This window comes from Mycobacterium sp. NGS45 (genome assembly GCF_059812645.1).
The window spans coordinates 1-25,897 of record NZ_JCALDB010000013.1 but is presented as its reverse complement, the minus strand read 5'-3'; the positions used below and the strand labels follow the sequence as shown (position 1 = coordinate 25,897).

Genomic DNA, 25,897 nt, shown 5'->3' with positions numbered 1-25,897 from the left:
CTCTTGTTTCTCCAATCAGTAGTGATGGACCGATATTTCGAGAGTTAGTCACGGTCAGTAGGTTCACCCTCCTCCCAGCCGGAGGGCATCATCGGCGTGGTCGGCCCGTTACCGTAGGCGTCCCCGTCGAGCGTGGTCAGACCCGCTGCTTCGCGCAGGATGTCCTTGTGTGCGGTGCCGGAGAACCCGATCGGCCCGGCGCCTTGTCCGGAAGCCAGGGTGGACGGCTGCGGCGCATCCTGCGGCGGCTCGGTGCGCTCGGGGTCGTAGTCCAGGTACTCGTTGGCGTAGGCGCGTTCGGTCACCGGGGCGCCGCGCTTGCGCCGAGCCCGACGCTTCTCCCGGGCCGAGGCCAGCGCGGCCGCGGCCACCGACGCCGAGGCGCCCGAGGCCGGCGCCTGCGCCTGGGTGGTGTCGCGCAGGATCGGACCAACACCTTCCGGCGGGTCGTGCGCGGCCACGGCGTACGCCAGCACCGGGGCCGCCGGCGCCGCCGGTGCGGTGGCTGCCGCGCCACCGCCGGCCGCACCGCCGGCGGCAGTGGCACCAGGACCGACCGGCGTGCCGGCCGGCACGCCGCCGGGCGGGGCGTAGAACTGCTGGTCGGCCCGAATCCCCGGAGCGGGCTCCGGGACGGCCTCGTCGCCAGGAGCGTCGGCCGGCGCGTCCTGCGGGAGCAGCGTCAAGAACCCGAGCGCGCCCAGCGCCGCACCAGCCAGCAACGGCAGCCACAGCGGCGAACTGAGCAATGCGCCCCAGGTGCCCCAGCCGACCGGCTGGAAGAACGCCTGATAGCCGACGCCGAGCAGGAAGGGGCCCCAAGTGCCCAGGAAAGCACCCGGATTGGTGAACAGTCCCTCCGGGCCGGTGAGCATGTTGGAAATGGTGCCGAGCGGATCCCGAATCAGCTGCGCGACTTGCTCGCCGCCGATCATCGAGTCCTGATCGAAGTAGTCGGCCAGCGCCTTGACCAGTTCGTTGTCGCTCCACCAGTCCGGCGTCTGCAGGGCCGAACCGGTTTCGGCGGCTTGGGCCTGAGCGCTGGTCTGCATCAGGTTGGCGGCCATGGTGCCGGCCTCACCGACACCGGGGGTGAGCACGAACGGCGCCGGCGAAGTGCGTGGCGTGGCGGCCAGCGCGGTACCCGAGACCGCCTGGTAGGTGGCCATCGTGGTGGCCGCCTGAATCCACATCCGCACGTAGTCGGCTTCGTTCAGCGCGATCGGGATGGTGTTGATGCCAAAGAAGTTCGTGGCCAGCAGCACGCCGTGGATGGTGTGGTTCAGCGCCAGCTCGGCCAACGTGGGCATGGCCGCGAGCGCCGCGGTGTAGGCCGCTGCCGCCGCTTCGTGCTGGACCGCGACGGCCGCGCTGTTCGCGCTGGCCTGCATCAGCCAGGCCAGATAGGGCAGATGTGCCGCGGCGTACTGCTCGGCGCTCGGCCCCTGCCAGGATCCGGCCTGGACCTCACCCTGCAGCGCAGTCAGTTCGGCTGCGGCCGCAGCGTATTCAGCACTCAGCCCACTCCAGGCACCCGCGGCCGCCAACAGCGACCCGGGCCCCGGACCGGCGGACAGCAGCGCCGAATGCACCTCGGGCGGTGCGGCGAACCAGACTGGCGCGGTCATCAGCGCCCGCCGCGCGCAATCATGTACGAAGATGCCGCCTGCGCATCACCGCTGGCGTAACTGGTGCCGGACTCGGCGACGCCCATCCCGGCGCGGCCGAGTTCCTGGACACCCTGCGCGGCGATCGCGGAATGCTCGGCACCTTGCGCCGAGAAGCCCAGCGCGGTCTGCAGCGACACCGGGTCGGCCGCCGGCGGCACCACCGCGGTGATGGCCGGTGCCGCACTGGCGTGCGCAGCGGCCAGCCGCGCGGTCAGCGCTTCGACCGCCGCACTGGTGGCGGCCAGGCCCTCGGGAAGCACACGAAGCGTCATGGCAGTTTCCTTCCTTCGATCTGTGAATCGACCAGCGGATTGACCAACTGAATGTGACTCGGGGTGTCGGTGTCGTCGAGCAACACCGCTCGGCCGGCGGGCAGCCGAGTGAAGCGATGACCGCGGATCTTGCCGCCGTCCTGAGGGTTACCGGACAACATCAGCAAGGTCGCCTGCAGATCCGACATTCTGCGCAGCAACGGGCTGGTCATCAGGTTGTGGCCGGAACCGGTGGCCCGGCCGGTCACGATGACCCGCAGTCCCAGATCGGCCGCCTGGGACAGCAATCCGATCAGCGGCGTCCAAGGCCGCTGTCCCACATAGGGTCCCGACATGGCCGGGGCCTCCGAGATCTGGTCGACGTCGTCGATGATCAGGTAGTGGGTGTGACCGGAGTAGCTCCAGGATGCCAACTCGGCCGGTGACAGGCCGTTCGGCGGACGGCGACCTTCGATGATCGCCGCCAGGCCCAGCATCGCCGGGATGATCCGGTCGATGTTCGGGGTGTACTCGTTGTCCGGGAACAACGGTTCCTCCACCAGATGCAGGCGGCGGTCGATCACCGTGAAGGCCACCTGATCGGGTGTGGAGTTCTCCCGCACGGTGCGGATGATGTGCCGCAGCAGCGTGGTCTTGCCGGCCTTGGTGTCGCCGAAGGCCATCAGCAGCGGATGGTTGGCGAAGTCGATCGCCACCGGCGCCAGGTCTTCTTCGCGCTGACCGATCACCACCTGCTCGGCACCCCAGTACAGCGGGGCAACCGCGGCTGGCGCCAGTTGCGTGGGCAGCAACCGCACCGGTGGTGCGGACTGGCCCGGGTACTTGGCGTTGATCTCCGGGATCCGGTCCAACTGCGGCGCCGCGAACAGGAAGTGCTCGGCGGCCATGGTCAGGCCGCGACCCGGCTGATCGACCGGCACCGACTCGGCCGGTCGGCGCAGCGCGCCGACCAGTCGCACGTTGGAGTCCCGGGCGTCCGGCAACCGCAGCTCGAGCCGCAGGCCGAGCCCGTCGCGCATGGCCAGCGGCACCTCCAGCCAGTTCGGCGTGCTGATGACCACGTGGATGCCGTAGGACAGGCCGTTGTTGGCCAGCTCGGTGACCTTGCTCAGCAACGGGTTTCGGGTGTTGAACGCATCGACGTTGTCGCGACTGAACGCATACAGGTTGTCGATGACCAGGAACACCTCGCCGTAGCCGTCGGTGTAGCCACCCTCCTGGCGACCCGCCTGCTGCCGACGCAGCAACAGCTGTTCGAGCTCGCTGAAGGTGCGCCGGATCCGCTCTGGCTCCAGCGGCGTGGCCACGCTGCCGACGTGCGCCAGATTCTGCAGATCGGCCAGCTTGCCGCCACCGTAGTCCAGACCGTAGAAGGTCACCTCGGTCGGCGAGTGCAGCGCGGCCGCCGACAGGACGAAGGTCTGCAGCGCAGAGGACTTACCGGACTTGGGGCCACCGTGGATCAGCACGTTGGCTGCCGACGAGCGGGCATCGAAGACCAGGGTGTCGCGGCGCATCTCGAACGGCCGGTCGATCTCACCGAGCGGCCAACGTCCCTGTCCCTCGTCGATTCCCGTGTTGACCAACACGTCGTCCAGCGGGATCGGCTCGTCCAGCGGCGGCAGCCACAGCTGCGGAGCGCGCGGGCCGTAGCTGCCCAGCTGATCCCCAATGGTGGCGATCAGCTTCTTCGGCGGACCGATCGGGGTGTCGTCGTCATCGGCGAGCACCACCACGTTCTGGTCGGCGTCCACCGCGGTGGCGGTGAACAGCCGCGGCCGCGGGTCGGCCGGCACCACGAACGAGCGCGGACGGCGCGGCGGATCGTAGATCCCGTCGACGTAGGTGCTGCGGAACTTGATCGGGTCGGCGCCCGGCGCGGGCACCAGGAAGCCAACGCCCTTGTGCTCCTTGCCGGATTCGATGTGATAGGCGTCCTCGACCCCGATGATCTGCCGCGACACCGACGGGCTGGCGACCTTCAAACCGATCCGGTAAGAGGTGTTCTTGTCGATGTCCTTGATCTTGCCGACGTCCAGGGTCTGCGATGCGAACAGGATGTGGATCCGGAACGAACGCCCCTTGCGGGCAACGTAATCGAACAGTTCGGCGTACTCGGGATGGTCGGCGAGCATCAGCGTGAACTCGTCGGCCACCACGAACAGGGTGGGCATCGGCGGCAGGTCGTGACCGGCATCGATCGCGGCCTCGTACTCGGTGACCGAGTTGAACGCGCTGCCCTGGATCTTGCGGCCGGCGTCGCGCAGCATCGTCTCGCGCCGGGCCACCTCACCGCGCAGGGTGTCGGCGAAGCGTTCGGCGATCGACTTCTTCTCGGCCATGTTCGAGATCACCGCGACCACCTGCGGGAAGTTGCGGAAGATGTCCGCACCCGCCTCGCCCTTGAAGTCGGCGTAGATCACGATCAACCGGTCCGCGGAGTGGGTCGTCAACAGCGACAACAGGATCGACATCAGCATCTGCGACTTACCTGAGCCGGTCATGCCGATCATCAGACCGTGCGGACCCATTCCGCCCTCGGCCTCGTCCTTGAGGTCGAAGATCAGAGGTTCACCGGTGGCGGTGACACCGATCGGCACCCGCAGCTCCTCGGCGCGGTTGCGCGGAGCCCACAGCGTGGGTACGTCGAGTTGGGTGGCGTCGGGGATGTCCAGCAGCGTGGTGAACGACGCGCCGCCGGTGGCCACCGAACGCAGCCCGGTGTGGGTCGGATTGGAATCCCACCGGGACAGCTGACGCGCCAGGTGCGTGGACTCGTCGGCAGACAGCGTGTCTGCCTTGGCGATGTAGGGCGTGAAACCCTTTCCGGCCCAACGCTGGATCGCGCCGTCGGCGACCTGCAGCACGGGACGCTCCGGATCCGCATATTGCTCGCGGTGCGGTGCGGCGCTGGTGATCTGCAGCACCGTGACCCCAGCCAGGCCCTCCGACAGCACCGACGACGACAGGTCGAAGGTCGGGTCATCGACGACGATCAGCAGATGCCGCTGACCGTGCACAGCCGTACCGGACCCGTCGAACAACGGGCGGTCGGCGAGCACCGGACCGATCCGGGCGATCAGCTCGTCGGCGTTGGCGGTCAGGTAGCGGGCCGGCCCGACACCATCAACGGAGCCCGGGATGTCGGTGTGCGGCAACCACTTCAGCCAGGACCAGTCCGGCGACTCCAGTTCCGGGCTGGCCAGCGCGATACCGAGCACGCTCGGGTCATGCCACGTCACGGCCTGGGCGATCCAGGCCCGCACGGCACCGCGCACCTGCTCGGCGTCACCGGTGACGGTCAGCCGGGCCACCTTGGCCAAGTCGATGCCGACCGGCGCTTGACGCACGGTGCGCTGGGCGTCCAGCAGACCGCGCAGCGCGCTGTGCGCAACCGGCTCGAGGTCGACTTCGTCGGCGGTGTCCTTGACCCGCAGTTGAATGTCCAACGGCACGTCGTCCATACCCGCGCGCAGCACCAGGAAGTCCGAATCGTGCGGATCGCGCTCCCACTGCCGGCGGGAGCCGGGCACCGCGGCCAGCTGCGCCGGCTCCGGGTGCGACCACTCCAGCGCGGCCCGCTGGTCGTTGGCCTGCGCGCGGACGTTGTCCCGCACCACCGACAGGTAGCGCAGGTAGTCGGCGCGTTCGGCGTCGATCTCCTCGGTGCGCAGCTTGTTGGGGTTGCCGCGGTAGAGCGCGGTGGCCGCCAGCAGCAGCACGAACGGGAAGAACAGGATCTGCGGTGAGATCAACCGCATCCCGGTAGCGAACAACGCCGCCACGATGCCCACGATCAGGATCACGATCAGGTACGGCAGGGTGCGCTTCAACAGCGACTGCGGGACCACCCGCTGCAATTCCGGGGGCGGTTCGATGCTGATCGTGCCCTTGCGGACCTCTGGTCGAGGCAGCCGTTTGCGCGCCTCGAAGATCAACCGGCTCATCGGTTCTCCGTCCCGGAGTATGCGGTCAGCGCGTCAGCCTTGGACAGCGCGGGACCCGGGGTGAACAAGGTCAGTACCGACCACGGGACGGGTGTCGCGGGCGCGGTGAGGCCGAGCGCCGACACGGTCTTGGCCAGTTCGTCGGCGTTGGCGGCTTCGATGCCGTTGCGCACCCCGGTGTCGGCGATCCAGAACAGCGATCCAGCCGTCGGCGACGCCGGCTCCTGACCGACCGTCTGCGCGAAGTAGCCGGTGCCGACCGGTAGGGCGACCCGGGTGGCGCTTTCCGGACCGGCGCCCACCAGCGTGACCGGGCGGACGTCCTCGGCGATCGGCAGCGCCGAACCGGACAGCAGCTGCGAGGAACTGGCCGCCGCGTCGGCCGGTTTGGTCCAGTTCACGCAGGTCACCGGATCGGAGGTGGCGTCGGCCAGCTCGATCTGGGTATCCGGGAACGCCGAGGTGTCCAAGAAGCGGGACACCGGCAGCTTGGCGATCTCGTCGGCACCGAGCCGCGGGGGCTGAGCGAAGCCGTGCGAATTGGTGTTGCGCAGCAGCGTGGCAAACACCGGGGAGATCGGCTGCAGGCCGTCCTCGAGCACGGCGTAGTGCAGCAAGGTGTTGTCCGATGCGTAGGAAACCGCCACGGCGCCAATCGGAGCGGCCACCGACAGCGGGTACGGCGTCGGGGCGCCCTCGTTCGGGATCGCCGGGGCACGCAGCGGCGCACCCTCCGGGATGGCGTTGAACAAACCGGTCGCGATGGGCCGCGGCGAAGCGGTGTTGGCGACCACGCCCAACGCACTGGTGACGGCCTGATCGGCCAGGTCGATCGGGCTGCGCTTGCCGTTCCACAGCAGCCAGGTCGAAGCCGTCTCACCGGCACCCAGCGACACCAGCACGGCCTGGTCGTCGGCCAGCGGGGCCGCCTTCTCACCACCGGTGGCGATCGGACCGCCGACCACCGTGATACCGGCGGTCGGTCCGGCGCCTTCACATACCGTCCAGTGCGCGTCGCGGGACGGGTTTTGCACCATCCGTTCGGGCGCGCCCGGGATGCCGACCTGGCTGCCGCGCGGGAACTCGTCGAGCGCGCTGGCGCGCACCTGGGTCGGGTTGTCGGCCTTGCCGGTGATCAGGCGGGCCGAGGTCAGGTTCGCAACCGGGTGCAGTTGGTCGTTGACCCGCACGTACAGCGCGGAGCTGTCCCGATCGGCGAGCACCGTGGAGTTACCCACATTGCCGTTGGGGCGGATGAACGAGAAGATCAGACAGCCCAGCAATCCGGTGACCACGATCAAGCCGCCGACCACCACGGCGCGCGACTGACTGCGCAGCGGATCGACCAGCATCCGGGTGTCGTGCATGGCCACACCGGAGGCGATCCGGCGGTTCAGGAACCGCCAGCCGGTGACCTGGTGCCGGGTCACGAAGGCGCGGCGGTAGGTGACCTTGTCCGGGTTGTTGTTCACCGGGGTGCGCGACGCGAAGGAACGCCGGTCGTCGTCGACGTACTCATCGTCGTCGTAGCTGTTCCGGCTCATGCGGGCACCGTCAACCCGAGGCCCTTGAGCAGCGGCGTCACCGCGTAGTTGACGTCTGCGGCCGTGATGGTCATTAGCTCCTCATCGGTGAACGAACTGGTGCCGGCGGCTTCGGAGTGGTCCAGGCGGTACTCGCGCTCCTCTTCCGAGCGCTCCACGGTGTTACGCACGAAACGACCGTTACCGGCGATGTCCAGGCTGCGGCGGTCGACACCGTTGGCGTCCGGAGACGTCGACGCGGCCAGGTGGGTGAACAGCGTGTTCAGGTCGTCGAGCGCCTGCTGCTCGAAGATGCTGTCGCGCTGCTTGGCCATCGTGTTGGCGATCTCGACCAGCTCGCCCGGGGTGTAGGACGGGAAGTCGATGCTGCGGGTGAACCGCGAACGCAGACCTTCGTTGGTGTCCAGGAAGCGGTCCAGGTCGGCGCGGTAGCCGGCGATGATCACGACCAGCCGGTCGCGGTCGTTTTCCATCCGGGCCAGCAGCGTGTCGATGGCCACCAGACCGAAGTCGTTCTTGGCGCCGGTGGCCACCAGTGCGTAGGCCTCGTCCAGGAACAGCACGCCGTCCAGCGCGCTGTCGATGATCGCGTTGGTCTTGGCTTCGGTCTCGCCGATGTGCTGGCCGATCAGGTCGGCGCGGTGCACCTCGCGGACGTTCTCCTTCTTCAGCAGTCCCAGACCGCAGTAGATCTTGGCGACCACCCGCGCGATCGTGGTCTTACCGGTTCCGGGTGGCCCGGCGAACACCAGGTGGTGCGAACGCTGCGCGACCGCCAGGCCGCGTTCCTGACGCAACAGCGCCATGGCCACCGAACTCTTCAGGCGTGCCACCTGGTCCTTGACCTCTTCGAGACCGATGAACTGGCTCAGCTCCACCTCGGCCTCGGCCAGCAGCGCGGCCTTGCGGTCGTGCGCGCCCGGGTCGACGAAGTCGGCTTCGCTGGGTTCGGTCTCCGGGTCCCACGGGTCGGTGCGGGCGTCGATGCGCGCCGCGGTGGTGGTCACGATGCCGAACGTCGGGTCGGTGAGCGCCTCTTCGACCTCGGCGTTCTCCGGGTTGGCGGCATAGAGGTCCTGCAGCGTCTCGGCAGCTTCCTCGTCGTTGCCGTGCGCGCGCAGCGCCAGGCCCTTGGCCAGCGCGCCGTCCACGACGGCCACCGCGACCGGACCGTCGGGCTCTTCCAGGTAGGACAGCGCGGGCGCGAACATCCCCAGCCGGGCCAGCGCGGTACCGAGCGCGATCTTCGCGGCGTGCGCGAAGACGTCGTCGAGCTTCTCGTCGTTGACGATCGGGGTGAGCAGCTTGACCACGTCGGACCAGCGCTGGGCCCGGTAGTGCAGCGCCGCGCTCACCCAGCGGGCGTCCCTGAAGTCCGGACGCCGCGCCAGCACCTCGGCGACGACGGCGTCGGCCTCGGCGAACTCGCCCTGCGCGGCCAGCGCGGCGGCGTTCGCGAGCCGGATGTCGTCCGGTCCGGTGGCGCGGAACTGCAAGTACAGCCCGGTGTCATAGCTGAAGCCGAGCGTGCCCGCTTCGAGTTCGATCGCCCGCTGCAGAACCCCGAGGGTGTCCACCGTGGCCGCGGCGGCGGCCAGCACCCGCGGCGAGGTGTCGCCCGCGGCCGCCAGGCCGATCCAGGCGTCGCATTGCTCGTGGGCGACGCGGGTCAGGGCGCTGAACCCGGACAGTGCGGCATCCCGGTCTGCGGGGCGGCGCCGGTCGTACACCGAAAGACCCAGTGCCTTACAGCACGTGGCGAATCGGCTCACGACGTCGCCATCGACGCGGACGCCCCGAACGCCCGTGCGCGGCATGACGAGTTCACTACCGTTTTCTGCGCTTCTCATCTGCTTCCTCGCAGGCGGAGCAGAACTGCTCGCCCACCTTGTCTGATCCTCGACCTGTTTTCGCTAAGCTAACTGCTGGAAAGTTAGCATTGCATTAGCTAACTGTCGAGGTCTACGAAGCTGGGCCGCAGCTGCCCGAAAACGCTTCGGTCACCCTTTTGACCAGCGGATCTGCGCCTCATCAGCCCGTCATACCCGGTCTGGGCGGCCGCGGTGACCGAAAGCTGTGAATTTGACCGCTGTGACCTGCGTCGCAAATTGTAGGCAGGGCAGCCAAACTCGCCCCGCCGCGGGCGCCGGTCGACCCCCGCCGCGGATGCTCAGATTGTTTGCTCAGACCAGCGGACGGCCGGTGCGCAGTCGCCAGTCCAAGTCCTTGAGCAGAACGTTGAACGGGAACTTCCGGATGAAGCCGGGCAACAGGTTGTTGACAGTCCGCAGCGCGGACATCAGCCGATCGAAGCGCTGCTGGCGCTGCGGGTCCCAGGGCAGCCGCATCTCGTCGCGGAACTGCTGCGGCAGGAAACCGGTGGTGACCAGCAGCCAGAAGTCCTCGTGCCGGCGCTGCAGCGGCCCGGGCAGCCGGAACTTGCCGAACCGGTTGACCGCAATCGGATACAGGTACTCGCGCACCGCATCATCGATGTGGATCTTGTCCAGGTTCTCCTGCCAGTACTTCTCGAAAGCAGCGCGGTCAGCCGGCCACATCTCCTCGGGCACCTGCAGCATGGTGGCCTTGGTCAGGCCCTGCGCGATGTAGTGCTCGTCGGCGGTCTCGTCGTCCATCTCGCCGATGAAGATCCGGTGGATGTCGACGCTGCCCTTGTACAGGCAGGCGCCCACCCACAGCTGCAGGTCCTTGTCGAAGGCGTTGTAGGACACCGGGCTGTCCTCGGTCGAATACACCTGGGCGTGCGCCTTGTTCACCGCGCGCCGGTAGGCGGCCTTCTGCGCTTCGGAGCCCTGGGTGGCCACCGCGAGGTAGGTCAGCGTGGTGCGGGCCCGCTTGATCGGGTGGCGGTCCACCCGGCCGCTCTCGACTCGGCTCTCCATCACGCCGTAGCCCACGCCGGGCAGGCCGAGCTGCATGATCACGTTGGCCGCGGCGGCCAGCAGCACGACCCCCATCATGCCGTCGTGCACCGAATGCGCGCGCTGGATGCGCCGACGGGCCGGAGCTGGGCGGACATCGCTGATCGTCATTGATCTACCTGTCGTAAAGTGAGAACAATTGTTGTCTAAATTCTGCCGCAGCCACTCGACAGGTGTCAAGATGACAAGATAGCGATATGGCTCGCCCGTATCGCGGGGTGGACGCGTCGGAACGACACGCGCAGCGTCGCCGACGTCTCCTGGACGCAGGACTCGAGTTGCTCGGGGGGCAGATTGACCCCCAAGAGCTGACGGTGCGCGCCATCTGCGCGAAGTCCGGCCTGACCGTCCGCTACTTCTACCAGCTCTTCAAGGACAAAGACGACCTGGTCGACGCGGTGTTCGACGCGGTGACCGAACGACTTGCCGGCACCACCGCGGCCGCGGTCGCGGCCGCCGCACCCGAGGCCCAGAACCGGGCCGGGATCACCAACCTGGTGACCACCATCGCCGCGGATCCCCGAATCGGGCGGCTGCTGTTCAGCGATCAACTGTCCAATGCGACGGTGCTGCGCAAGCGCACCGAGCAGACCGCGCTGTTCGCACTGTTGTCCGGCCAACACATCCGCGAGGTGCTACACGCCGGCGAACACGACGCCGAGCAGATCGCCGCCACCGCGCAGTTCGTGGTCGGCGGTGTGCGGCAGACCCTGGCGGCGTGGCTGGCGGCCGGCATGGTCCCGGCCGCCGACCGATTGATCGATCAGCTCACCACGATCTTGGACATGTTCCGGTCCGCGGCTGTGCGCGGCGCCACCGAAGCGGTATCCGCGTCGTCGAAATCCTTGGTCCAGCAAGCGAATTCGAGCGTGATGCCGTCCGGGTCGCAGAAGTAGAACGAGCGCACGTAGACACCGGGATGTAGTTCACGGCTGGCCTGCATGGGGCTGTCGTCGTGATTGAGCACCGGGCCGACCCGCACCCCCTTGTCCTTGAGCTTCTGCCGGTACTCGTCGAACTTTTCCTGCGGCACGTGAAACGCCAGGTGGTTCATGGTCGACACGGCGCTGGTGATCTCGCCGATCCCGGGCAGGTGCTGCGGCGCCGAGATGCCCGGTACGCCGTCGGGCGCATCGGTGAACCAGAAGAACGCCACGCACGACCCGCCGCCGGCGTCGAAGAAGAAGTGCTGACCCATGCCGCCGGGCAGATCCAGCGACTTGATCAGCGGCATGCCCAGCACACCGGAATAGAAGTCGACGGTGCGCTGCATGTCAGCGCAGACCAGGGCGACGTGGTTGATGCCGCCCAGGTCGAACTCGGGGTTGGGGTTGTGCGGCTTGATCATAATCTGAATGTAACATCAGATTCAGGTTTGTTGAAGGAGGGCGCCCGGTGACGCAACCGACCAGACGGGGCCGGGCCACCCAGGCCGCGATCGACGCCGCGGCCCGCGCGGTGATCGCCCGCAAGGGCATCTTGGCCGCCACGGTGGCCGACATCGCCGCCGAAGCCGGCCGGTCGCCGGCGTCGTTCTACAACTACTACGACTCCAAAGAAGCGATGGTCCGCGAGTGGGCGCTGCGCTTCCGCGACGAGGCCACCGAACGCGCCAAAGCCGTCGTCCAGCACGGGCTCTCCGACCGCGAGCGAATCCACCAGGCGGCCACCGCGCACTGGTACGCCTACCGGCACAACCTGGCCGAGATGATCAGCGTCTCGCAGTTGGCGATGATCAACGCGGACTTCGCGCAGCACTGGTCGCAGCTGTGCGCCGTCCCGATCAGGTTCATCACCGAGATGGTGCGCCGGGCCCAACACGACGGCCACTGCGTCGATGACGATCCGCCCCTGCTGGCCGAGGCGATCGTCTCGATGCTCAACGGATTCTGCTACCTGCAGCTGTCCGGCCCGGACGCCGATCCCGACGACCAGGCCTGCATCGCGACGCTGTCGAACATCTTCTACCGAGCCATCTTCAGCAAGGAGGCGCCCTAAATGGTTGAAGTGCTGCGCGAGTTCGTCGGATTGGACTCCCCCACCGCCGGTCGGGCCGGCGCCGGGGGGCACCCATGCCAGGGGCTCTACCACCGGCGCGCCGACCGGCGACCGAGCGTGGCGATGATCGCCACGCACTATCAGATCGACTTCTCCGAGCACTACATCGCCGAGTACCTGGCCGCCCGCGGGATCGGCTTCCTGGGCTGGAACACCCGGTTCCGCGGCTTCGAGAGCAGCTTCGTGCTGCGCCACGCGCTGCTCGACATCGGCGTCGGGGTGCGCTGGCTGCGCGAGGTGGCCGGCGCGGAAGTCGTTGTGCTGCTCGGTAACTCCGGCGGCGGCTCGCTGATGGCGGCCTATCAGGCGCAGGCCGCCGAACCGGACTCCGGCCTGCCCGTCGCCGACGGCTACATCGCCTCGGCGGCGCACCCGGGCCGACCCGACGTGTTGACCGCCTGGATGGACGCCGCCGTCATCGACGAGAACGACCCGGTGGCATCCAACCCGGACCTCGACCTGTTCGACAAGCGCAACGGACCGCCGTTCTCGGCCGAGTTCGTCGCGGCCTACCGCGCCGCGCAGGTGGCCCGCAACGAGGCGATCACCGACTGGGCCGAGGCCGAATTGGCCCGGGTGCGCGCGGCGGGTTTCTCCGATCGCCCGTTCACCGTGATGCGCACCTGGGCCGACCCGCGCATGGTGGACCCGTCGATCGAGCCCACCAACCGGATTCCCAACCTGTGCTACGCCGGAGAACCGGTGGCGGCCAACCGCTCGACCCGCGGCATCGCGGCGGCCACCACACTGCGCAACTGGCTGGGCATGTGGAGTCTGCGAACCGCCAAGACCCGCGCCGAGCCCTACCTGGCCCGCATCGAAGTTCCGGCGCTGGTGATCAACGCCTCGGCCGACACCGGCGTCTACCCGTCCGATGCGCAACGCATCCACGACGCGCTGGCCAGCCCCGACCGGACACAGGTCAGCATCGACACCGACCATTACTTCACTACTCCGGGCGCCCGCGATGAGCAGGCGGATACCATCGCGGCGTGGATAGCGGCGAGATGGCCGGAGCACCGGCACTGAGAGTCCTGGCCCATTTTCGACCCGGAGAGCGCGCCCGCGAGATCGTCGCCGGCGAATCCGAGTGGTTGGACGTGCGATGGGTCCCGGAAGACAACGACGAGGCGTTCTATCGCGAACTGCCCGAGGCCGATGTGCTGTGGCACGTGCTGCGTCCGTTGTCCGGGGAAGACCTCGAGCGCGGCGCCAAGCTCAAGCTGGTGCACAAGCTCGGCTCGGGGGTCAACACCATCGACGTCGAGACCGCCGCCAAGCGCGGCATCACGGTGGCCAACACCCCGGGCGCCAATGCCGCATCGGTGGCCGAGGCAGCGGTGATGCTGATGCTGGCCGCGTTGCGCCGGGCCCCGGAGCTGGACCGCGCGACGCGGGCCGGTAACGGCTGGCCGACCGATCCCAGCCTGGGTGACCGGGTGCGGGATCTGGGCAGCTGCCGGGTCGGTCTGATCGGGTTCGGTGCGGTCGGCAAGCGGGTCGAGCAGATCGTGCGGGCCACCGGCGCCCAGGTGGTGCACACCACCACCCGCCGCGACGAGCACAGCGTCAGCTGGCTGCCGCTCAACGACCTGCTCAAGACCAGCGACATCATCTCGATCCATGCGCCGCTGACCGCGGAGACCGAGGGTTTGATCGACGCCGACAAGCTCGCGCTGTGCAAGCCGGGCGCGATCCTGGTCAACACCGCCCGGGGCGGCATCGTCGACCAGGACGCACTGGTGGCCGCGCTGCAGTCCGGTCAGCTGGCGGCCGCCGGGCTGGACGTGTTCGCCGAAGAACCCGTCGCCGCCGACAATCCGTTGCTGAAACTGGACAACGTCCTGCTCTCCCCGCACGTCAGCTGGTACACCGTCGACACCCTGGAGCGCTATCTGGACATGGCGCTGCAGAACTGCCGCCGGCTGCGCGACGGCCAGCCCCCGTACTTCGTCGTGAACTAATCCTTCGACCTGAGAGCAGGCAACGATGCCGATCGCGATCAATCCCGAACACGTCGACCTGGCCGACTCGGTGCGTTCCCTGGTGGCCCGGGTGGCACCGTCGGAGGTGCTGCACGATGCGCTGGAGAACCCGATCCCCAACCCGCCGCCGTACTGGCGGGCCGCCGCCGAACAGGGACTGACCGGTGTGCACCTGTCCGAGGCAGTCGGCGGGCAGGGCTTCGGCATCGTCGAATTGGCGATCGTGCTGGCCGAATTCGGCTACGGCGCGGTGCCCGGGCCGTTCGTGCCGTCGGCGATCGCCAGTGCGTTGATCGCCGCGCACGACCCGGACGCCGCGGCACTGACCGGCCTGGCTTCCGGGGAGACCATCGCGGCCTACGCGATCGATTCCGGGCTGACCGCCACCGAGCAGGGCGAGGTGCTGGTGATCCGCGGGGAGGCACGCGCGGTGCCGGCCGCTGCGCAGGCTTCGGTGCTGGTGTTGCCGGTGGCCATCGAATCCGGTGAGGAATGGGTGGTGCTGGCCGCCGACCAGCTCGAGATCGAGCCGGTGCCCAGCGTTGACCCGCTGCGCCCGGTGGCGCATGTCCGGGCCAACGCAGTGGAGATCTCCAGCGAACAGCTGCTGTCCAACCTCAGCCGCGGCCGGGCCCGCGCCCTGGTGTCCACGCTGCTGTCGGCCGAGGCCGTGGGTGTGTCGCGGTGGGCCACCGACACCGCCGCGGCGTACGCCAAGATCCGCGAGCAGTTCGGCCGTCCGATCGGGCAGTTCCAGGCCGTCAAACACAAGTGCGCCAACATGATTGCGGTCACCGAACGCGCCACCGCGGCGGTTTGGGACGCGGCCCGCGCCATCGACGAGGGACCGGACCAGGCCGCGCAGGCCGAGTTCGCCGCGGCGGTGGCAGCCACACTGGCGCCGGTTGCGGCCCAAGACTGCGTGCAGGACTGCATCCAGGTGCACGGCGGGATCGGCTTCACCTGGGAGCACGACACCAACGTGTACTACCGGCGGGCGTTGGTGGTGGCGGCCGGTTTCGGGCGCGCAGACGACTATCCGCAGCACGTCGTGGACACCGCCACCTCGACCGGGATGCGCAGCATCGACATCGACCTGGATCCCGACACCGAGGCGCTGCGGGCCGAGATCCGCTCCGAAGTGGCTGCGCTGAAGGCGCTTTCCGGCGATGAACGGATCACCGCGATCGTCGAGGGCGGCTGGGTGCAACCGCATCTGCCCAAGCCGTGGGGGCGGGCGGCCACGCCGATCGAGCAGATCCTGATCGCCCAGGAGTTCAGCACCGGGCGGGTGCGGCGTCCGGCGATGGGCATTGCGGCCTGGATCATTCCGTCGATCGTGGCGTTCGGCACCGACGAGCAGAAGCAGCGGTTCCTGCCACCGACGTTCCGCGGCGAGCTGATCTGGTGTCAGCTGTTCTCCGAACCGGGTGCCGGTTCGGACCTGGCCAGCCTGACCACCAAGGCGATCAAGGTCGACGGCGGTTGGCGGATCACCGGCCAGAAGATCTGGACCACCGGTGCGCAGTACTCGCAGTGGGGTGCGCTGTTGGCCCGCACCAATCCGGATGCACCCAAGCACAATGGCATCAGCTACTTCCTGCTGGACATGTCGGCGCCCGGTGTCGAGGTCAAACCGCTGCGTGAACTGACCGGCAACGCGATGTTCAACACCGTGTTCATCGACGACGTCTTCGTGCCCGACGACCTGGTGCTCGGCGAGGTGGACCGGGGCTGGGAGGTCAGCCGCAACACCCTGACCGCCGAACGGGTTTCGATCGGGAGCAGCGAGCCGCCGTTCTTGCCCAGCCTGGACAAGTTCGTCGAGTTCGTGGGCGCCGGGCAGTTCGACCAGATCGAGCAGAACCACGCCGGTGTGCTGATCGCCGAAGGCCATGCCGCCAAGCTGATGAACCTGCGCTCCACGCTGCTGACGTTGGCCGGCGGAGATGCGATGCCGTCGGCGGCGATCTCCAAGCTGCTGTCGATGAAGACCGGGCAGGGCTACGCCGAGTTCGCGGTCTCCTCGTTCGGCACCGACGCGGTGATCGGCGACGAGTCCACCCCGGAGGGCACCTGGGCGCAGTACCTGCTGGCCAGTCGCGCCACCACGATCTACGGCGGCACCTCGGAGGTGCAGTTGAACATCATCGCCGAGCGTCTGCTGGGCCTGCCGCGGGATCCCTAACCCGTTGCCCGCCAGGCTCAGTCGCCGAATTTCTCCCGCAGCTCGCGCTTGAGCACCTTGCCGGTGGGGTTGCGCGGCAGTTCGTCGAGGAAGATCACTTCGCGCGGCACCTTGTAGCGCGCCAGGTTCTCCTTGACGTAGGTCTTGATGGTGTCCTCGTCGACGTCAGCGCCGTCGGCCTTGACCACGAACGCCCGCAGTCGGTGTCCCCATTCCTTGTCCTCGACGCCCAGCGCGGTGGCTTCGACGACGTCGGGATGGCCGCTGATCAGGTCTTCGACCTCGGCCGGGAAGACGTTCTCACCGCCGCAGACGATCATCTCGTCGTCGCGCCCACTGACGTAGAGCAGACCGTGCTCGTCGAAGTAGCCGACGTCGCCTGAGGACATCAGGCCGTCGATGATCTGCTTGCCACCGCCGCCGGTGTAGCCCTCGAACGGAAAGGTGTTGCCGACGAAGATCCGGCCCACCTCACCCTTGGGCACTTCCTTGCCGTTCTCGTCGAACAGCTTGACCCGTACCCCCTTGACCACCGGACCCACGGTGGCCGGGTTCTTCTTCAGGTCCTGCGGCCGCGCGATCGAAGCGAAGGCGATCTCGGTCGAGCCGTACAGGTTGTAGATCACCGGGCCGAGGTCGTTCATCGCGCGGCTGGCCAGCTCGGCGCCCAGCTGCGAGCCGGACACGAACACGATCCGCAGACTGGACAGGTCCGGCTTGGGTTCGGTCTTCTCCAGCTCATCGAGGATGCGGGACAGCATCACCGGCACCACCACGATCGCGGTCACCTTGTGCTTCTCCAGGTCCTCGAGCACGGTCGCCGGCTTGAACCGGCGCCGCAGCACCAGCGTGGAGCCGAGCATCATCGCGATGGTGGCGTGCAGGAAGCCCAGCGCATGGAACATCGGCGCCGGCAGCGAGGTGACCTCGCCGGCTTTGAACGGAACGTGCGAGAGCACCCCGCCGACCGGCGCCAGCGACGGCGGCGTGGAACGGTTGGCGCCCTTGGGTGTGCCGGTGGTGCCACTGGTCAAGATGATGATCTTGGAATGCTTGGTGGCCTTGGGCGCCGGATCCTTGCGACTGCGCGCGATCAGCTCGGCCAACGTCTCGTCGGTCGACCCGGACGGCTCGGGCTTGTCCGGGTTGGTCTCCAGCGCCCGCAGCTTGCCGAGCGGCGGCTCGGCGGCGGACACCGCTGCGGTGTACTCGTCGTCGTAGATGATCACCTTGGCGCCTTCGCGCTCGGCGACCTCCTTGATCTGCGGCCCGGAGAACTCACTGTTGAGCAGGATCAGCCGGGCCCCGGTGCGGGCCGCCCCGTACAGCGCGATCAGAAACCAGCGGTGGTTGCGGATCAGCAGCGCCACCCCGTCACCGCCGCGCACCCCCATCGCCAGCAAACCGTTGGCGACCGCGTGTGCGGCGTCGTTGAGTTCAGCGAAGGTGATCTCGCCGTCGTCGTCGACGATTGCGGTGCGGTCCGGGGTGCGCCGCGCGTTGAGCGAGGCGATCATCCCCACCTCACCCCATTTGCGGATGTCGGCGAGCATCCCGACGAAAAGCTGGGGGTCCAGCTTGAGTGCGCCGGCCTCGAACATCTTGCGGGCGTAGTGCAGTTCGGCCGATCCACGCGCAGCGTAGGTTTCGGCGGACTGCTGGAGCTTGGCCACCGCCTGCAAAGGCAAATCCGTGAGCTTCGACATGACCTCACCCTATGTGAGATGGGTCTCACCCACGCCGAGAACCTACGATGACGGTATGGCCAGCTCCGCACGGAAGTCCGTGACGCTGGAAGTCGCCGGACACGACGTCGTCGTCACCAACCCGGACAAGGTGGTGTTCCCCGAGCCCGGGCTGACCAAGCTGGATCTGATCGAGTACTACCTGGCTGTCGCCGACGGCGCGGTGCGCGGCATCACCGACCGGCCGATGATCCTGAAGCGGTTCGTCAAGGGCATCGACGCCGAGGCGATCTTCCAGAAGCGCGCACCGGAGAAGCGGCCGGACTACGTCGACGTCGCCGAACTGAAGTACCGCTCCGGCACGTCGGCCAAGGAAGCGGTGTGCCGGGACGCGGCCGGGCTGGTGTGGGCGATCAACCTGGGCTGCATCGATCTCAACCCGCACCCGGTGCGCTCCGGGGACCTCGATCACCCGGATGAACTGCGCATCGACCTGGATCCGATGCCCGGCGTGGGCTGGCCGCAGATCGTCGAAGTGGCGCAGGTGGTCGGTGACGTTTTGGCCGACCACGGGCTGACGGCCTGGCCCAAGACCTCCGGTTCACGCGGCTTCCACATCTACTCCCGGATCGCCCCGCACTGGGATTACCGGCAGGTGCGGTTGGCCGCCGAGACGGTGGCGCGCGAAGTCGAGCGCCGCGCACCGGATCTGGCGACCAGCCGGTGGTGGAAGGAAGAACGGCACGGCGTGTTCGTCGACTTCAACCAGAACGCCAAGGACCGCACGGTGGCCTCGGCCTATTCGGTGCGCGCCAAACCCGATGCCCGGGTGTCCACCCCGCTGCACTGGGCCGAGGTGCCGGATTGTCGACCAGAGGAATTCACCGCGACGACGGTGCCGGCCCGGTTCGCCGAGGTCGGGGATCCGTGGGCGGGCATGGACGACGCGGTCGGCACGCTGGACCCGCTGCTCGAATTGGCCGAGGAGCTCGGTCCGCCGGCCAAGGCACCCAAGCGGGACCGACCACCGCTGATCGAAGTGGCGCGCACCGAAACCCGGGACGAAGCGATGGCTGCGCTGGACACCTGGAAGCGTCGGCATCCGGCCGCCGCCGCGCATCTGGAACCGGTCGATGTGCTGGTCGACGGGATGCGCGGGCCGTCGTCGATCTGGTACCGGATCCGGATCAACCTGCAGCACGTGCCGGCGAAGCTGCGTCCCGAACAGGAGGAGTTGCTGGCCGACTATTCCCCGTGGGAGGGATACTCCGGTCGGCAGGGACGACGCTGAATCAGGCATGATCACTTCAGGACCGGCATCCGACTCGGGGACGGACATCGGCGCCGAACTTTGGTAAGACTAAGCTCAGGCCAATACACCCGAGGAGGAAGCGCCGTTGACGTGCTCGTGTCCGGCGCGGTGAATTCCCTATGACCATGACCAGCAGTGCAGCGCGCGCAGAAGATGCCGCCGCCGAAGTCCCGCGCTCGCCACTGGCCCGTTGGATCCGCCGACTCGCCATCCCGGTCATCGTCGGGTGGGTCCTGCTGATCGGCTTCCTCAATACCGCGATTCCGACCCTGGAGGCCGTCGGCCAAGCCCGCTCGGTGTCGATGAGTCCCGACTACGCGCCGTCGGTGATCGCGATGACGCGGATCGGGCACGTCTTCGAAGAGTTCCAATCGAACAGCTCGATCATGGTCGTGCTGGAGACCGAGGACCGCCTGCTCGGTGAACAGGACCACCTGTTCTACGACGAGATGCTCAGGCAGTTGCGCGCCGACAAGGACCACGTCGAGCACATCCAGGATTTCTGGGGCGACCCGTTGACCACCGCGGGCGCCCAGAGCGCCGACGGGCACGCCGCCTATGTGCAGGTGTATCTGGCCGGCAACATGGGCGAAGCGCTGGCCAATGAATCGGTGGAAGCCGCCCAAGCGATCATCGAGGGGCTGCAACCGCCGGACGGGCTGAACGTCTACGTCACCGGCGGCTCGGCACTGGCCGCCGACCAACAGATCGCCGGCGACCGGAGCGCCAAGGTGATCGAGATGGCGACGTTCACCGTCATCATCACCATGCTGCTGCTGACCTACCGCTCGATCGTCACGGTGCTCGTGGTGCTGGTCATGGTGGTGCTCGAGCTCTCGGCCGCCCGCGGCGCGGTGGCCTTCCTGGGCCACTACGAGATCATCGGCCTGTCCACGTTCGCCACCCAGTTGCTGGTCACACTGTGTATAGCGGTGTCAACCGACTATGCGATCTTCCTGATCGGGCGATATCAGGAAGCCCGAACCAGAGGCATGGACCGGGAGACCGCCTATTACGACATGTTCGCCGGCACGGTGCACGTGATCCTCGGTTCGGGTCTGACCATCGCCGGCGCGACATTCTGCCTGAGCTTCACCCGACTGCCCTACTTCCAGACGCTGGGCGTACCGCTGGCGGTCGGCATGGTGGTCGCCGTGCTCACCGCGCTGACGTTGGGCCCGGCAGTGGTCAGTTTGGTCACCCGATTCCGCAACATCCTGGAACCCAAACGCGCCATGCGGATTCGGCTCTGGCGCAAGATCGGCGCGCTGGTCGTCCGCTGGCCGGCGCCGGTGCTGCTGGCCACCGTCGCGCTGTCGCTGGTCGGGCTGCTGACCCTGCCCGGCTACCGCACCAACTACAACGACCGCAACTACCTGCCCGATGATCTACCGGCCAACGCCGGATATGCGGTCGCCGAAGAACATTTCGGCGTGGCCCGGATGAACCCCGAGCTGCTGATGATCGAAACCGACCGGGATCTGCGCAACTCGGCGGACTTCCTGGTGATCAACAAGATCGCCAAGGAGATCTTCCAGGTGCCCGGCGTCGGCCGGGTGCAATCCATCACCCGTCCGCAGGGCACCGCGCTGGAGAACACCACCATCCCCTACATGCTGTCCCGGCAAGGCGTCATGCAGGACATGAACCGCAAGTACCTCGAAGACCGCATGGACGACATGGTGCTGCAGGCCGCAGAGATGGAAAAGAACGTCGAGACCATGACGAAGATGCTCAAACTCATGGCCGAGATGAACACCACCATGCAGTCGATGGTCGCCAAAACCCACGACATGGCCGACGAAGTCGCCGAATTGCGGGATCACATATCCGATTTCGATGACTTCATGCGCCCCCTGCGCAATTACCTGTACTGGGAAAAGCACTGCTTCAACATCCCGTCGTGCCAGGCGATCCGGTCCATCTTCGACGGCCTGGACGGCGTCGACACCATGACCCACGCGATCCAGGACCTGCTGCCGGACATGGATCGGCTCAGCGCGCTGCTGCCGCAGATGCTCAAGCTCATGCCGACCACCATCGAGACCATGCGCACGATGAAGACCATGATGCTGACCATGTATCAGACCCAGAAGGGTCTGCAGGATCAGATGAATGCGGCCTCCGAGGGGCAGACCGCGATGGGCGAAGCCTTCAACGAGGCGCAGAACGACGACACCTTCTACGTACCACCGGAGATCTTCGACAACGAGGACTTCAAACGCGGCATGGAGGGCTTCATCTCGCCGGACGGCCGGGCAGTGCGGTTCATCATCTCGCACGAGGGTGATCCCCTGACGCCGGAAGGCATCGCCAAGATCGACGGGATCAAGCGCGCAGCCAGCGAAGCCATGAAGGGCACCCCGTTGGAAGGGTCGAGGATCTATCTGACCGGAACCGCGGCGACCTTCAAGGACATGCAGGAAGGCAACAACTACGACCTGCTGATCGCCGGCATCTCGGCGCTCGCGCTGATCTTCATCATCATGCTGTTGATCACCCGGAGTCTGATGGCCGCCGCGGTGATCGTCGGCACGGTCGCGATGTCGCTGGGGACATCATTTGGCTTGTCGGTGTTGATCTGGCAGCACCTGATCGGCATCGAGTTGCACTTCATGGTGATGGCGATGGCGGTGATCATCCTGCTTGCCGTCGGCGCCGACTACAACCTGTTGTTGGTGGCCAGGTTCAAGGAGGAGATCCACGCCGGGCTGAACACCGGCATCATCCGCGCCATGGGCGGCACCGGATCAGTGGTCACCGCAGCGGGTCTGGTGTTCGCGTTCACCATGATGTCGATGGCGATCAGCGAGATGATCGTGATCGCTCAGGTCGGCACCACGATCGGTCTGGGCCTGCTGTTCGACACCCTGGTGATCCGCTCGTTCATGACGCCGTCGATCGCGGCCCTGATGGGCAAGTGGTTCTGGTGGCCGCAACTGGTGCGCCAGCGACCGGTCCCGGAGCCCTGGCCCAAGCCGCCGGCTCCCGCCGAGGTGTAGCCCCCGGGCTAGCGCGGCTGGGCCAGGATCGCACTGCCCAGCCAGCGCCGGATGAACTGGCGCAACTGATCCGGGGTGCGCGGCGGCTCGTCGGGAACGGCGAAGAACGACAACAGGATTCGCAGCGTGAACTCGACCAACTCATGCAGGGCGGCGTCGTCGTAGCCGCAGCCGGCCCAGTCGACGTCGAACCGCGACATCATCCGCATCCCGATGTCCTGCGCCTGCAGCGAGGCCACCTCGGAGGCACTGGCATGCTGACCGGTCAGCAGGATGCCCAGATGCGGGGTAGCAGCGACGGCTTGCAGCGAGTACAGGACGGCCTCGGTCATCGCGTCGGCCGGATCGGCGATGCCGCGGACCCGCGCCGCCATACCGTCCAGGAAGTCGTCTACCGAAGCCATCGCCGCGGCGCGCATCAGTTCGTCGGCGGTCGGGAAGTAGCGGTACACGGTCTGGCGGATCACCCCGAGCGAGGCGGCGACGTCGGCGATGCTGATCTCGGTGCCGGTTCGGGCGAGCAACTCGACGGCTGCCGCCACGATGCGCTCGCGCGCCTCCTGGTCGCTGGCGGGCGGATTCCCACCCCACCCACGCCTCCGTGCCATCCGCATCCTCCGTGTGGGGGCCGGCAGCATTGACGATCCCGGCTGTGCACTGCCATCATACGGTCATACACATTGCAGCAGTTTTGTATGATTACTGATCGAAAGGCCTGGTGATGACCGATCTGCAGGTCCGCAAGATGCGGTTTGCGTTCGCCGACTACCCGGTTCCGTTCCTCTGGAATGAGGCCAACCCGGCGTTCTCCTCGATGGCGAACGCGGTGTCGTTCCTGGCCATCGGGTTCGAGAAGATGATCGGCGCGATGATCTCCGAGGCACTGCCGCTGATCACCGATCCGGCCGCCCGCGAGGAAGCGCACGCCTTCACCCGCCAGGAGGGCCAGCACTCGATGGCGCACCGGCAGCACGCCAAGGGCTTGGTCAAGGCCTATCCGGGTCTCAAGGAAACCCTCGACGAGGTGATCGGGGCGTTCGACGAGATGACCGCCAACCAGCCGCTGAAGTACCGGCTGGCCTACACCGCCGACCTCGAGGCCACCTTCACCCCGGTCTTCAAGCTCATGCTCGACAACGACGACACCCTGTTCGCGCCGGGCGATGACCGGGTGGCCTCGTTGTTCCTGTGGCACTTCGTCGAAGAGGTCGAACACCGCAGCTCGGCGCTGATCATCTACGACGCCGTGGTCGACGACCCGTGGTACCGGATGCGGCAGACGCCGTCGGTGTTCGCTCACGTGTGGGAGGTGCTGCGCCGCACCTGCGAAGGTTTCAACAAGCACGTCCCGCTCGAGGACCGCAAGATCGACGCCATGGCCATGTTCGGCATGCAGGCCCGGAAGAAGGCTCTGCTGCAACGACTTCCGTTCACCAACGCGCCGTACGACGGCCCGATCAGCAATGCGTTCGCACACATCAGCAAGCGCGAGATGCTGACCGCCTTGGCGGGCGTGGTGCGCAGTCAGATCCCCGGCCACGATCCGACCCACGAGAATCTGCCCGCACTGGCCGGTGAATGGTTCGATCGCTACGACGCCGGCGACGACGTCACCCTCTGGTACACCAAGGCGACGGCGGTGAGCCATGTCTGATCTGTGTGCCTCCACCTTTGAGGGGTTGGCCGAACGGATGGGGTTCACCTGCGCCGACATCGGCGGGGTGGTCTCGGTGCGCAGCCCGTTCGCATTGGAGAACTGGACGCTCCCGGTGCTGGAGTTGACCGTGGTGATCGGCGCGATCCTGGCGCTGATCTACGCGATCAATCGGCAACGCCGCCACGGTGATCCGACCAACCTGGTGCTGTGGTTCGGCGCGATCGCCTACCTGTTGATCATCGAGCCACCGCTGTACTTCCCGGCCGCGTTCGGCATCGAAGAACACGTCGACACCATGTTCGCGCACAACCTGTTCACCGTGGAGTTCCTGTGGGGCCGGCTGCCGCTCTACATCGTCGCGATCTACCCGATGATGGCCACGGTGGCGTTCGAGATCGTGCGCAGCCTGGGTGTGTTCCGCCGCTACGGCACCTTGGTGGGCGCGGTCGCCGTGGGCTTCGTCAACCACGCCTTCTACGAGATCTTCGACCACCTGGGTCCGCAATTGCGGTGGTGGGAGTGGACTTTGGACCACCCGATGGCGCAGCCGTTCGTCGCCTCGGTACCGCTGTCGAGCATCGTGGTGTTCGCCGCGCTGTGGCCGATGTCGTTGGCGCTGTGCGTGCAGTTCTTCATCGGCCGCCATGTGGATGCCGGTCGGAAGTTCAGCGCCGGCCAAATCGTCTGGCGCACCATCGTGGTCGGTGTGCTGGCCTCGATCGGTACCGCAGTGCTGCCGATGCCTGCCACGCTGGCAGCCGGACTTACCGGTAGCACGACGGTCGGCGGCGTGGTCTACGCCCTGGAGTTGCTGCTGCTCACCGTGGTGGCGATCCCCGTCCTGGTGCTCCAGTGGCGGCGGTTGCGTAATCCGAACGCCGACACCACCGCCGAGCAGCCGCACCACACCAACCCGTTGATGTTCGGTTACGCCACAGCCTATTTGGTGGTGATGGCCGTGCTCTGGCTCACCGCACTGCCGGCGTACTTCGCTGCCACCGACGGGTTCACCGCCAACGGGGATCCGATCGGCAGTCTCATCTACACCATCGGCTGCTTCCTGGTGGCCGGCCTGTCGGTGGCTGCGGTATACACCACGCGCCCGACGGTGGCTGCTGTCGAACCGGACCGCAGCGCGGCGCCCGCCAGCTGACGCTGTTCCGAAGGCAAGGAAAGCGACGCCGCGTCCGCTTCCTGCACCGAGTTGGGTCGTGTCAGCCTCGCCCAAGAACTGCGTTGCATCCATTCGGATACCTCCTTGGGGGTGGTTAGAAGGGTGGGTCTTCGGGGTTGGTGGGTGTGAAGTCCGGTGGTGGCGGCGGTGCCGGTGGCGCTGGTGGTGATTGGCGTTTCTTGCGGGTGGCGTTGTTGTGGGCGCGTTCGGTTTTGCGGCGTTGGGCGGCTTCGGCGGCGCGGGTGCGTCGACGCGTGGGCATCCTGAGGCCGCGGTCGCCGTGGCTGGGGGTGGTCGGCGGAGCCTGGTAGTTGGTCGGCGCCGGGGTGGTGGTGTCGAAGTCCGGCAGCGGCAGACGGCAGCCCGGAATTGTTCGGTATTGGTGGCCGGTGGGGGTGGTCCAGATGATGGTGCCGTCGGGTAGTTGGCGATCGGTCCAGTCGGTCCAGAAGGTGCGCAAG

At 67.3% G+C, this 25,897-nt stretch carries 17 protein-coding genes and 2 pseudogenes; 9 read left to right on the top strand and 10 right to left on the bottom strand.

The window, feature by feature from the left end:
• Nucleotides 1–44: 44 nt before the first annotated feature.
• The 6 genes from AC5Y3P_RS13605 to AC5Y3P_RS13580 all read right to left on the bottom strand — a co-directional run bounded on the left by AC5Y3P_RS13605 (nucleotide 45) and on the right by AC5Y3P_RS13580 (nucleotide 10,486).
• Nucleotides 45–1,628: a PPE family protein gene (locus AC5Y3P_RS13605; protein ID WP_500046431.1), complete on the bottom strand. Its 1,584-nt coding sequence runs from the start codon at nucleotides 1,626–1,628 to the stop codon at nucleotides 45–47.
• A complete protein-coding gene (locus AC5Y3P_RS13600; protein ID WP_500046430.1) occupies nucleotides 1,628–1,942 on the bottom strand; it encodes a PE family protein in 315 nt (104 codons plus the stop codon). Before AC5Y3P_RS13600 ends, AC5Y3P_RS13605 begins: the two co-directional genes overlap by 1 nt.
• Entirely contained in the window at nucleotides 1,939–5,889 is a 3,951-nt protein-coding gene (eccCa, locus tag AC5Y3P_RS13595) for a type VII secretion protein EccCa (RefSeq protein ID WP_500046429.1), read from the bottom strand. Before eccCa ends, AC5Y3P_RS13600 begins: the two co-directional genes overlap by 4 nt.
• Nucleotides 5,886–7,433 carry a type VII secretion protein EccB gene (eccB, locus tag AC5Y3P_RS13590; protein WP_500046428.1) on the bottom strand — a complete coding sequence of 516 codons (1,548 nt, stop codon included), beginning with the start codon at nucleotides 7,431–7,433 and terminating at the stop codon, nucleotides 5,886–5,888. Before eccB ends, eccCa begins: the two co-directional genes overlap by 4 nt.
• Complete coding sequence (gene eccA / locus AC5Y3P_RS13585; protein WP_500046427.1) at nucleotides 7,430–9,283, bottom strand: type VII secretion AAA-ATPase EccA; 1,854 nt, start codon at nucleotides 9,281–9,283, stop codon at nucleotides 7,430–7,432. Before eccA ends, eccB begins: the two co-directional genes overlap by 4 nt.
• Nucleotides 9,284–9,616: 333 nt before the next feature.
• The gene (locus tag AC5Y3P_RS13580) at nucleotides 9,617–10,486 is read right to left on the bottom strand and encodes an oxygenase MpaB family protein (protein ID WP_500046426.1); all 870 of its coding nucleotides are present in this window, start codon (nucleotides 10,484–10,486) and stop codon (nucleotides 9,617–9,619) included.
• A gap of 86 nt (nucleotides 10,487–10,572) precedes the next feature.
• On the opposite strand from AC5Y3P_RS13580, the pseudogene AC5Y3P_RS13575 reads away from it, so the two are divergent.
• Nucleotides 10,573–11,256: pseudogene (locus AC5Y3P_RS13575) on the top strand (TetR/AcrR family transcriptional regulator); the annotation flags it as partial.
• On the opposite strand, the gene AC5Y3P_RS13570 reads toward AC5Y3P_RS13575, so the two are convergent.
• Complete coding sequence (locus AC5Y3P_RS13570) at nucleotides 11,139–11,723, bottom strand: VOC family protein (protein ID WP_500046425.1); 585 nt, start codon at nucleotides 11,721–11,723, stop codon at nucleotides 11,139–11,141. The pseudogene AC5Y3P_RS13575 and the gene AC5Y3P_RS13570 overlap by 118 nt on opposite strands.
• 47 nt (nucleotides 11,724–11,770) lie before the next feature.
• Here AC5Y3P_RS13570 and AC5Y3P_RS13565 point away from each other — a divergent pair, with 47 nt between their 5' ends.
• Genes AC5Y3P_RS13565 through AC5Y3P_RS13550 form a run of 4 tightly spaced genes read left to right on the top strand, consistent with a single transcriptional unit; the run spans nucleotide 11,771 to nucleotide 16,606 of the window.
• Entirely contained in the window at nucleotides 11,771–12,373 is a 603-nt protein-coding gene (locus tag AC5Y3P_RS13565; RefSeq protein WP_500046424.1) for a TetR/AcrR family transcriptional regulator, read from the top strand.
• Nucleotides 12,374–13,462 (top strand): alpha/beta hydrolase family protein, encoded by a 1,089-nt coding sequence (locus AC5Y3P_RS13560; RefSeq protein WP_500046423.1) that lies wholly within the window; start codon nucleotides 12,374–12,376, stop codon nucleotides 13,460–13,462.
• Nucleotides 13,441–14,397, top strand: a complete 957-nt coding sequence (locus AC5Y3P_RS13555; RefSeq protein ID WP_500046528.1) for a 2-hydroxyacid dehydrogenase — start codon at nucleotides 13,441–13,443, stop codon at nucleotides 14,395–14,397. The genes AC5Y3P_RS13560 and AC5Y3P_RS13555 overlap by 22 nt, the downstream gene beginning before the upstream one ends.
• A 25-nt stretch (nucleotides 14,398–14,422) precedes the next feature.
• Entirely contained in the window at nucleotides 14,423–16,606 is a 2,184-nt protein-coding gene (locus AC5Y3P_RS13550) for an acyl-CoA dehydrogenase family protein (protein ID WP_500046422.1), read from the top strand.
• Nucleotides 16,607–16,623: 17 nt separating this feature from the next.
• Here the strand turns inward: AC5Y3P_RS13550 and fadD2 are convergent, their stop codons facing one another.
• Nucleotides 16,624–18,312 (bottom strand): long-chain-fatty-acid--CoA ligase FadD2, encoded by a 1,689-nt coding sequence (gene fadD2, locus AC5Y3P_RS13545; RefSeq protein WP_500046421.1) that lies wholly within the window; start codon nucleotides 18,310–18,312, stop codon nucleotides 16,624–16,626.
• 55 nt (nucleotides 18,313–18,367) lie between these two features.
• On the opposite strand from fadD2, the gene ligD reads away from it, so the two are divergent.
• Both ligD and AC5Y3P_RS13535 read left to right on the top strand, forming a co-directional pair.
• Complete coding sequence (gene ligD / locus AC5Y3P_RS13540; RefSeq protein WP_500046420.1) at nucleotides 18,368–19,582, top strand: non-homologous end-joining DNA ligase; 1,215 nt, start codon at nucleotides 18,368–18,370, stop codon at nucleotides 19,580–19,582.
• A gap of 146 nt (nucleotides 19,583–19,728) precedes the next feature.
• Nucleotides 19,729–22,605, top strand: coding sequence for an MMPL/RND family transporter (locus AC5Y3P_RS13535; protein ID WP_500046419.1), 2,877 nt, complete (start codon nucleotides 19,729–19,731; stop codon nucleotides 22,603–22,605).
• Nucleotides 22,606–22,613: 8 nt separating this feature from the next.
• On the opposite strand, the gene AC5Y3P_RS13530 is transcribed toward AC5Y3P_RS13535, so the two are convergent.
• Complete coding sequence (locus tag AC5Y3P_RS13530) at nucleotides 22,614–23,213, bottom strand: TetR/AcrR family transcriptional regulator (protein ID WP_500046418.1); 600 nt, start codon at nucleotides 23,211–23,213, stop codon at nucleotides 22,614–22,616.
• Nucleotides 23,214–23,326: 113 nt separating this feature from the next.
• Here AC5Y3P_RS13530 and AC5Y3P_RS13525 point away from each other — a divergent pair, with 113 nt between their 5' ends.
• Both AC5Y3P_RS13525 and AC5Y3P_RS13520 read left to right on the top strand, forming a co-directional pair.
• Nucleotides 23,327–24,259 carry a metal-dependent hydrolase gene (locus AC5Y3P_RS13525; protein WP_500046417.1) on the top strand — a complete coding sequence of 311 codons (933 nt, stop codon included), beginning with the start codon at nucleotides 23,327–23,329 and terminating at the stop codon, nucleotides 24,257–24,259.
• Nucleotides 24,252–25,415 (top strand): DUF7802 domain-containing protein, encoded by a 1,164-nt coding sequence (locus AC5Y3P_RS13520; RefSeq protein ID WP_500046416.1) that lies wholly within the window; start codon nucleotides 24,252–24,254, stop codon nucleotides 25,413–25,415. The genes AC5Y3P_RS13525 and AC5Y3P_RS13520 overlap by 8 nt, the downstream gene beginning before the upstream one ends.
• A 115-nt stretch (nucleotides 25,416–25,530) precedes the next feature.
• On the opposite strand, the pseudogene AC5Y3P_RS13515 reads toward AC5Y3P_RS13520, so the two are convergent.
• Nucleotides 25,531–25,897: pseudogene (locus AC5Y3P_RS13515) on the bottom strand (hypothetical protein); the annotation flags it as partial.

Excerpts from the sequence above, each read along its gene's own strand:
- AC5Y3P_RS13555 (WP_500046528.1), top strand. The coding sequence starts at position 13,441 with ATGGCCGGAGCACCGGCACTGAGAGTCCTGGCCCATTTTCGACCCGGA.
- fadD2 (WP_500046421.1), bottom strand. The coding sequence starts at position 18,312 with ATGTCGAAGCTCACGGATTTGCCTTTGCAGGCGGTGGCCAAGCTCCAG.
- eccCa (WP_500046429.1), bottom strand. The coding sequence starts at position 5,889 with ATGAGCCGGTTGATCTTCGAGGCGCGCAAACGGCTGCCTCGACCAGAG.
- AC5Y3P_RS13535 (WP_500046419.1), top strand. The coding sequence starts at position 19,729 with ATGACCAGCAGTGCAGCGCGCGCAGAAGATGCCGCCGCCGAAGTCCCG.
- AC5Y3P_RS13605 (WP_500046431.1), bottom strand. The coding sequence starts at position 1,628 with ATGACCGCGCCAGTCTGGTTCGCCGCACCGCCCGAGGTGCATTCGGCG.
- AC5Y3P_RS13560 (WP_500046423.1), top strand. The coding sequence starts at position 12,374 with ATGGTTGAAGTGCTGCGCGAGTTCGTCGGATTGGACTCCCCCACCGCC.
- AC5Y3P_RS13600 (WP_500046430.1), bottom strand. The coding sequence starts at position 1,942 with ATGACGCTTCGTGTGCTTCCCGAGGGCCTGGCCGCCACCAGTGCGGCG.
- ligD (WP_500046420.1), top strand. The coding sequence starts at position 18,368 with ATGGCCAGCTCCGCACGGAAGTCCGTGACGCTGGAAGTCGCCGGACAC.
- AC5Y3P_RS13580 (WP_500046426.1), bottom strand. The coding sequence starts at position 10,486 with ATGACGATCAGCGATGTCCGCCCAGCTCCGGCCCGTCGGCGCATCCAG.
- AC5Y3P_RS13550 (WP_500046422.1), top strand. The coding sequence starts at position 14,423 with ATGCCGATCGCGATCAATCCCGAACACGTCGACCTGGCCGACTCGGTG.
- AC5Y3P_RS13570 (WP_500046425.1), bottom strand. The coding sequence starts at position 11,723 with ATGATCAAGCCGCACAACCCCAACCCCGAGTTCGACCTGGGCGGCATC.
- AC5Y3P_RS13520 (WP_500046416.1), top strand. The coding sequence starts at position 24,252 with ATGTCTGATCTGTGTGCCTCCACCTTTGAGGGGTTGGCCGAACGGATG.
- eccB (WP_500046428.1), bottom strand. The coding sequence starts at position 7,433 with ATGAGCCGGAACAGCTACGACGACGATGAGTACGTCGACGACGACCGG.
- AC5Y3P_RS13530 (WP_500046418.1), bottom strand. The coding sequence starts at position 23,213 with ATGGCACGGAGGCGTGGGTGGGGTGGGAATCCGCCCGCCAGCGACCAG.
- eccA (WP_500046427.1), bottom strand. The coding sequence starts at position 9,283 with ATGAGAAGCGCAGAAAACGGTAGTGAACTCGTCATGCCGCGCACGGGC.
- AC5Y3P_RS13525 (WP_500046417.1), top strand. The coding sequence starts at position 23,327 with ATGACCGATCTGCAGGTCCGCAAGATGCGGTTTGCGTTCGCCGACTAC.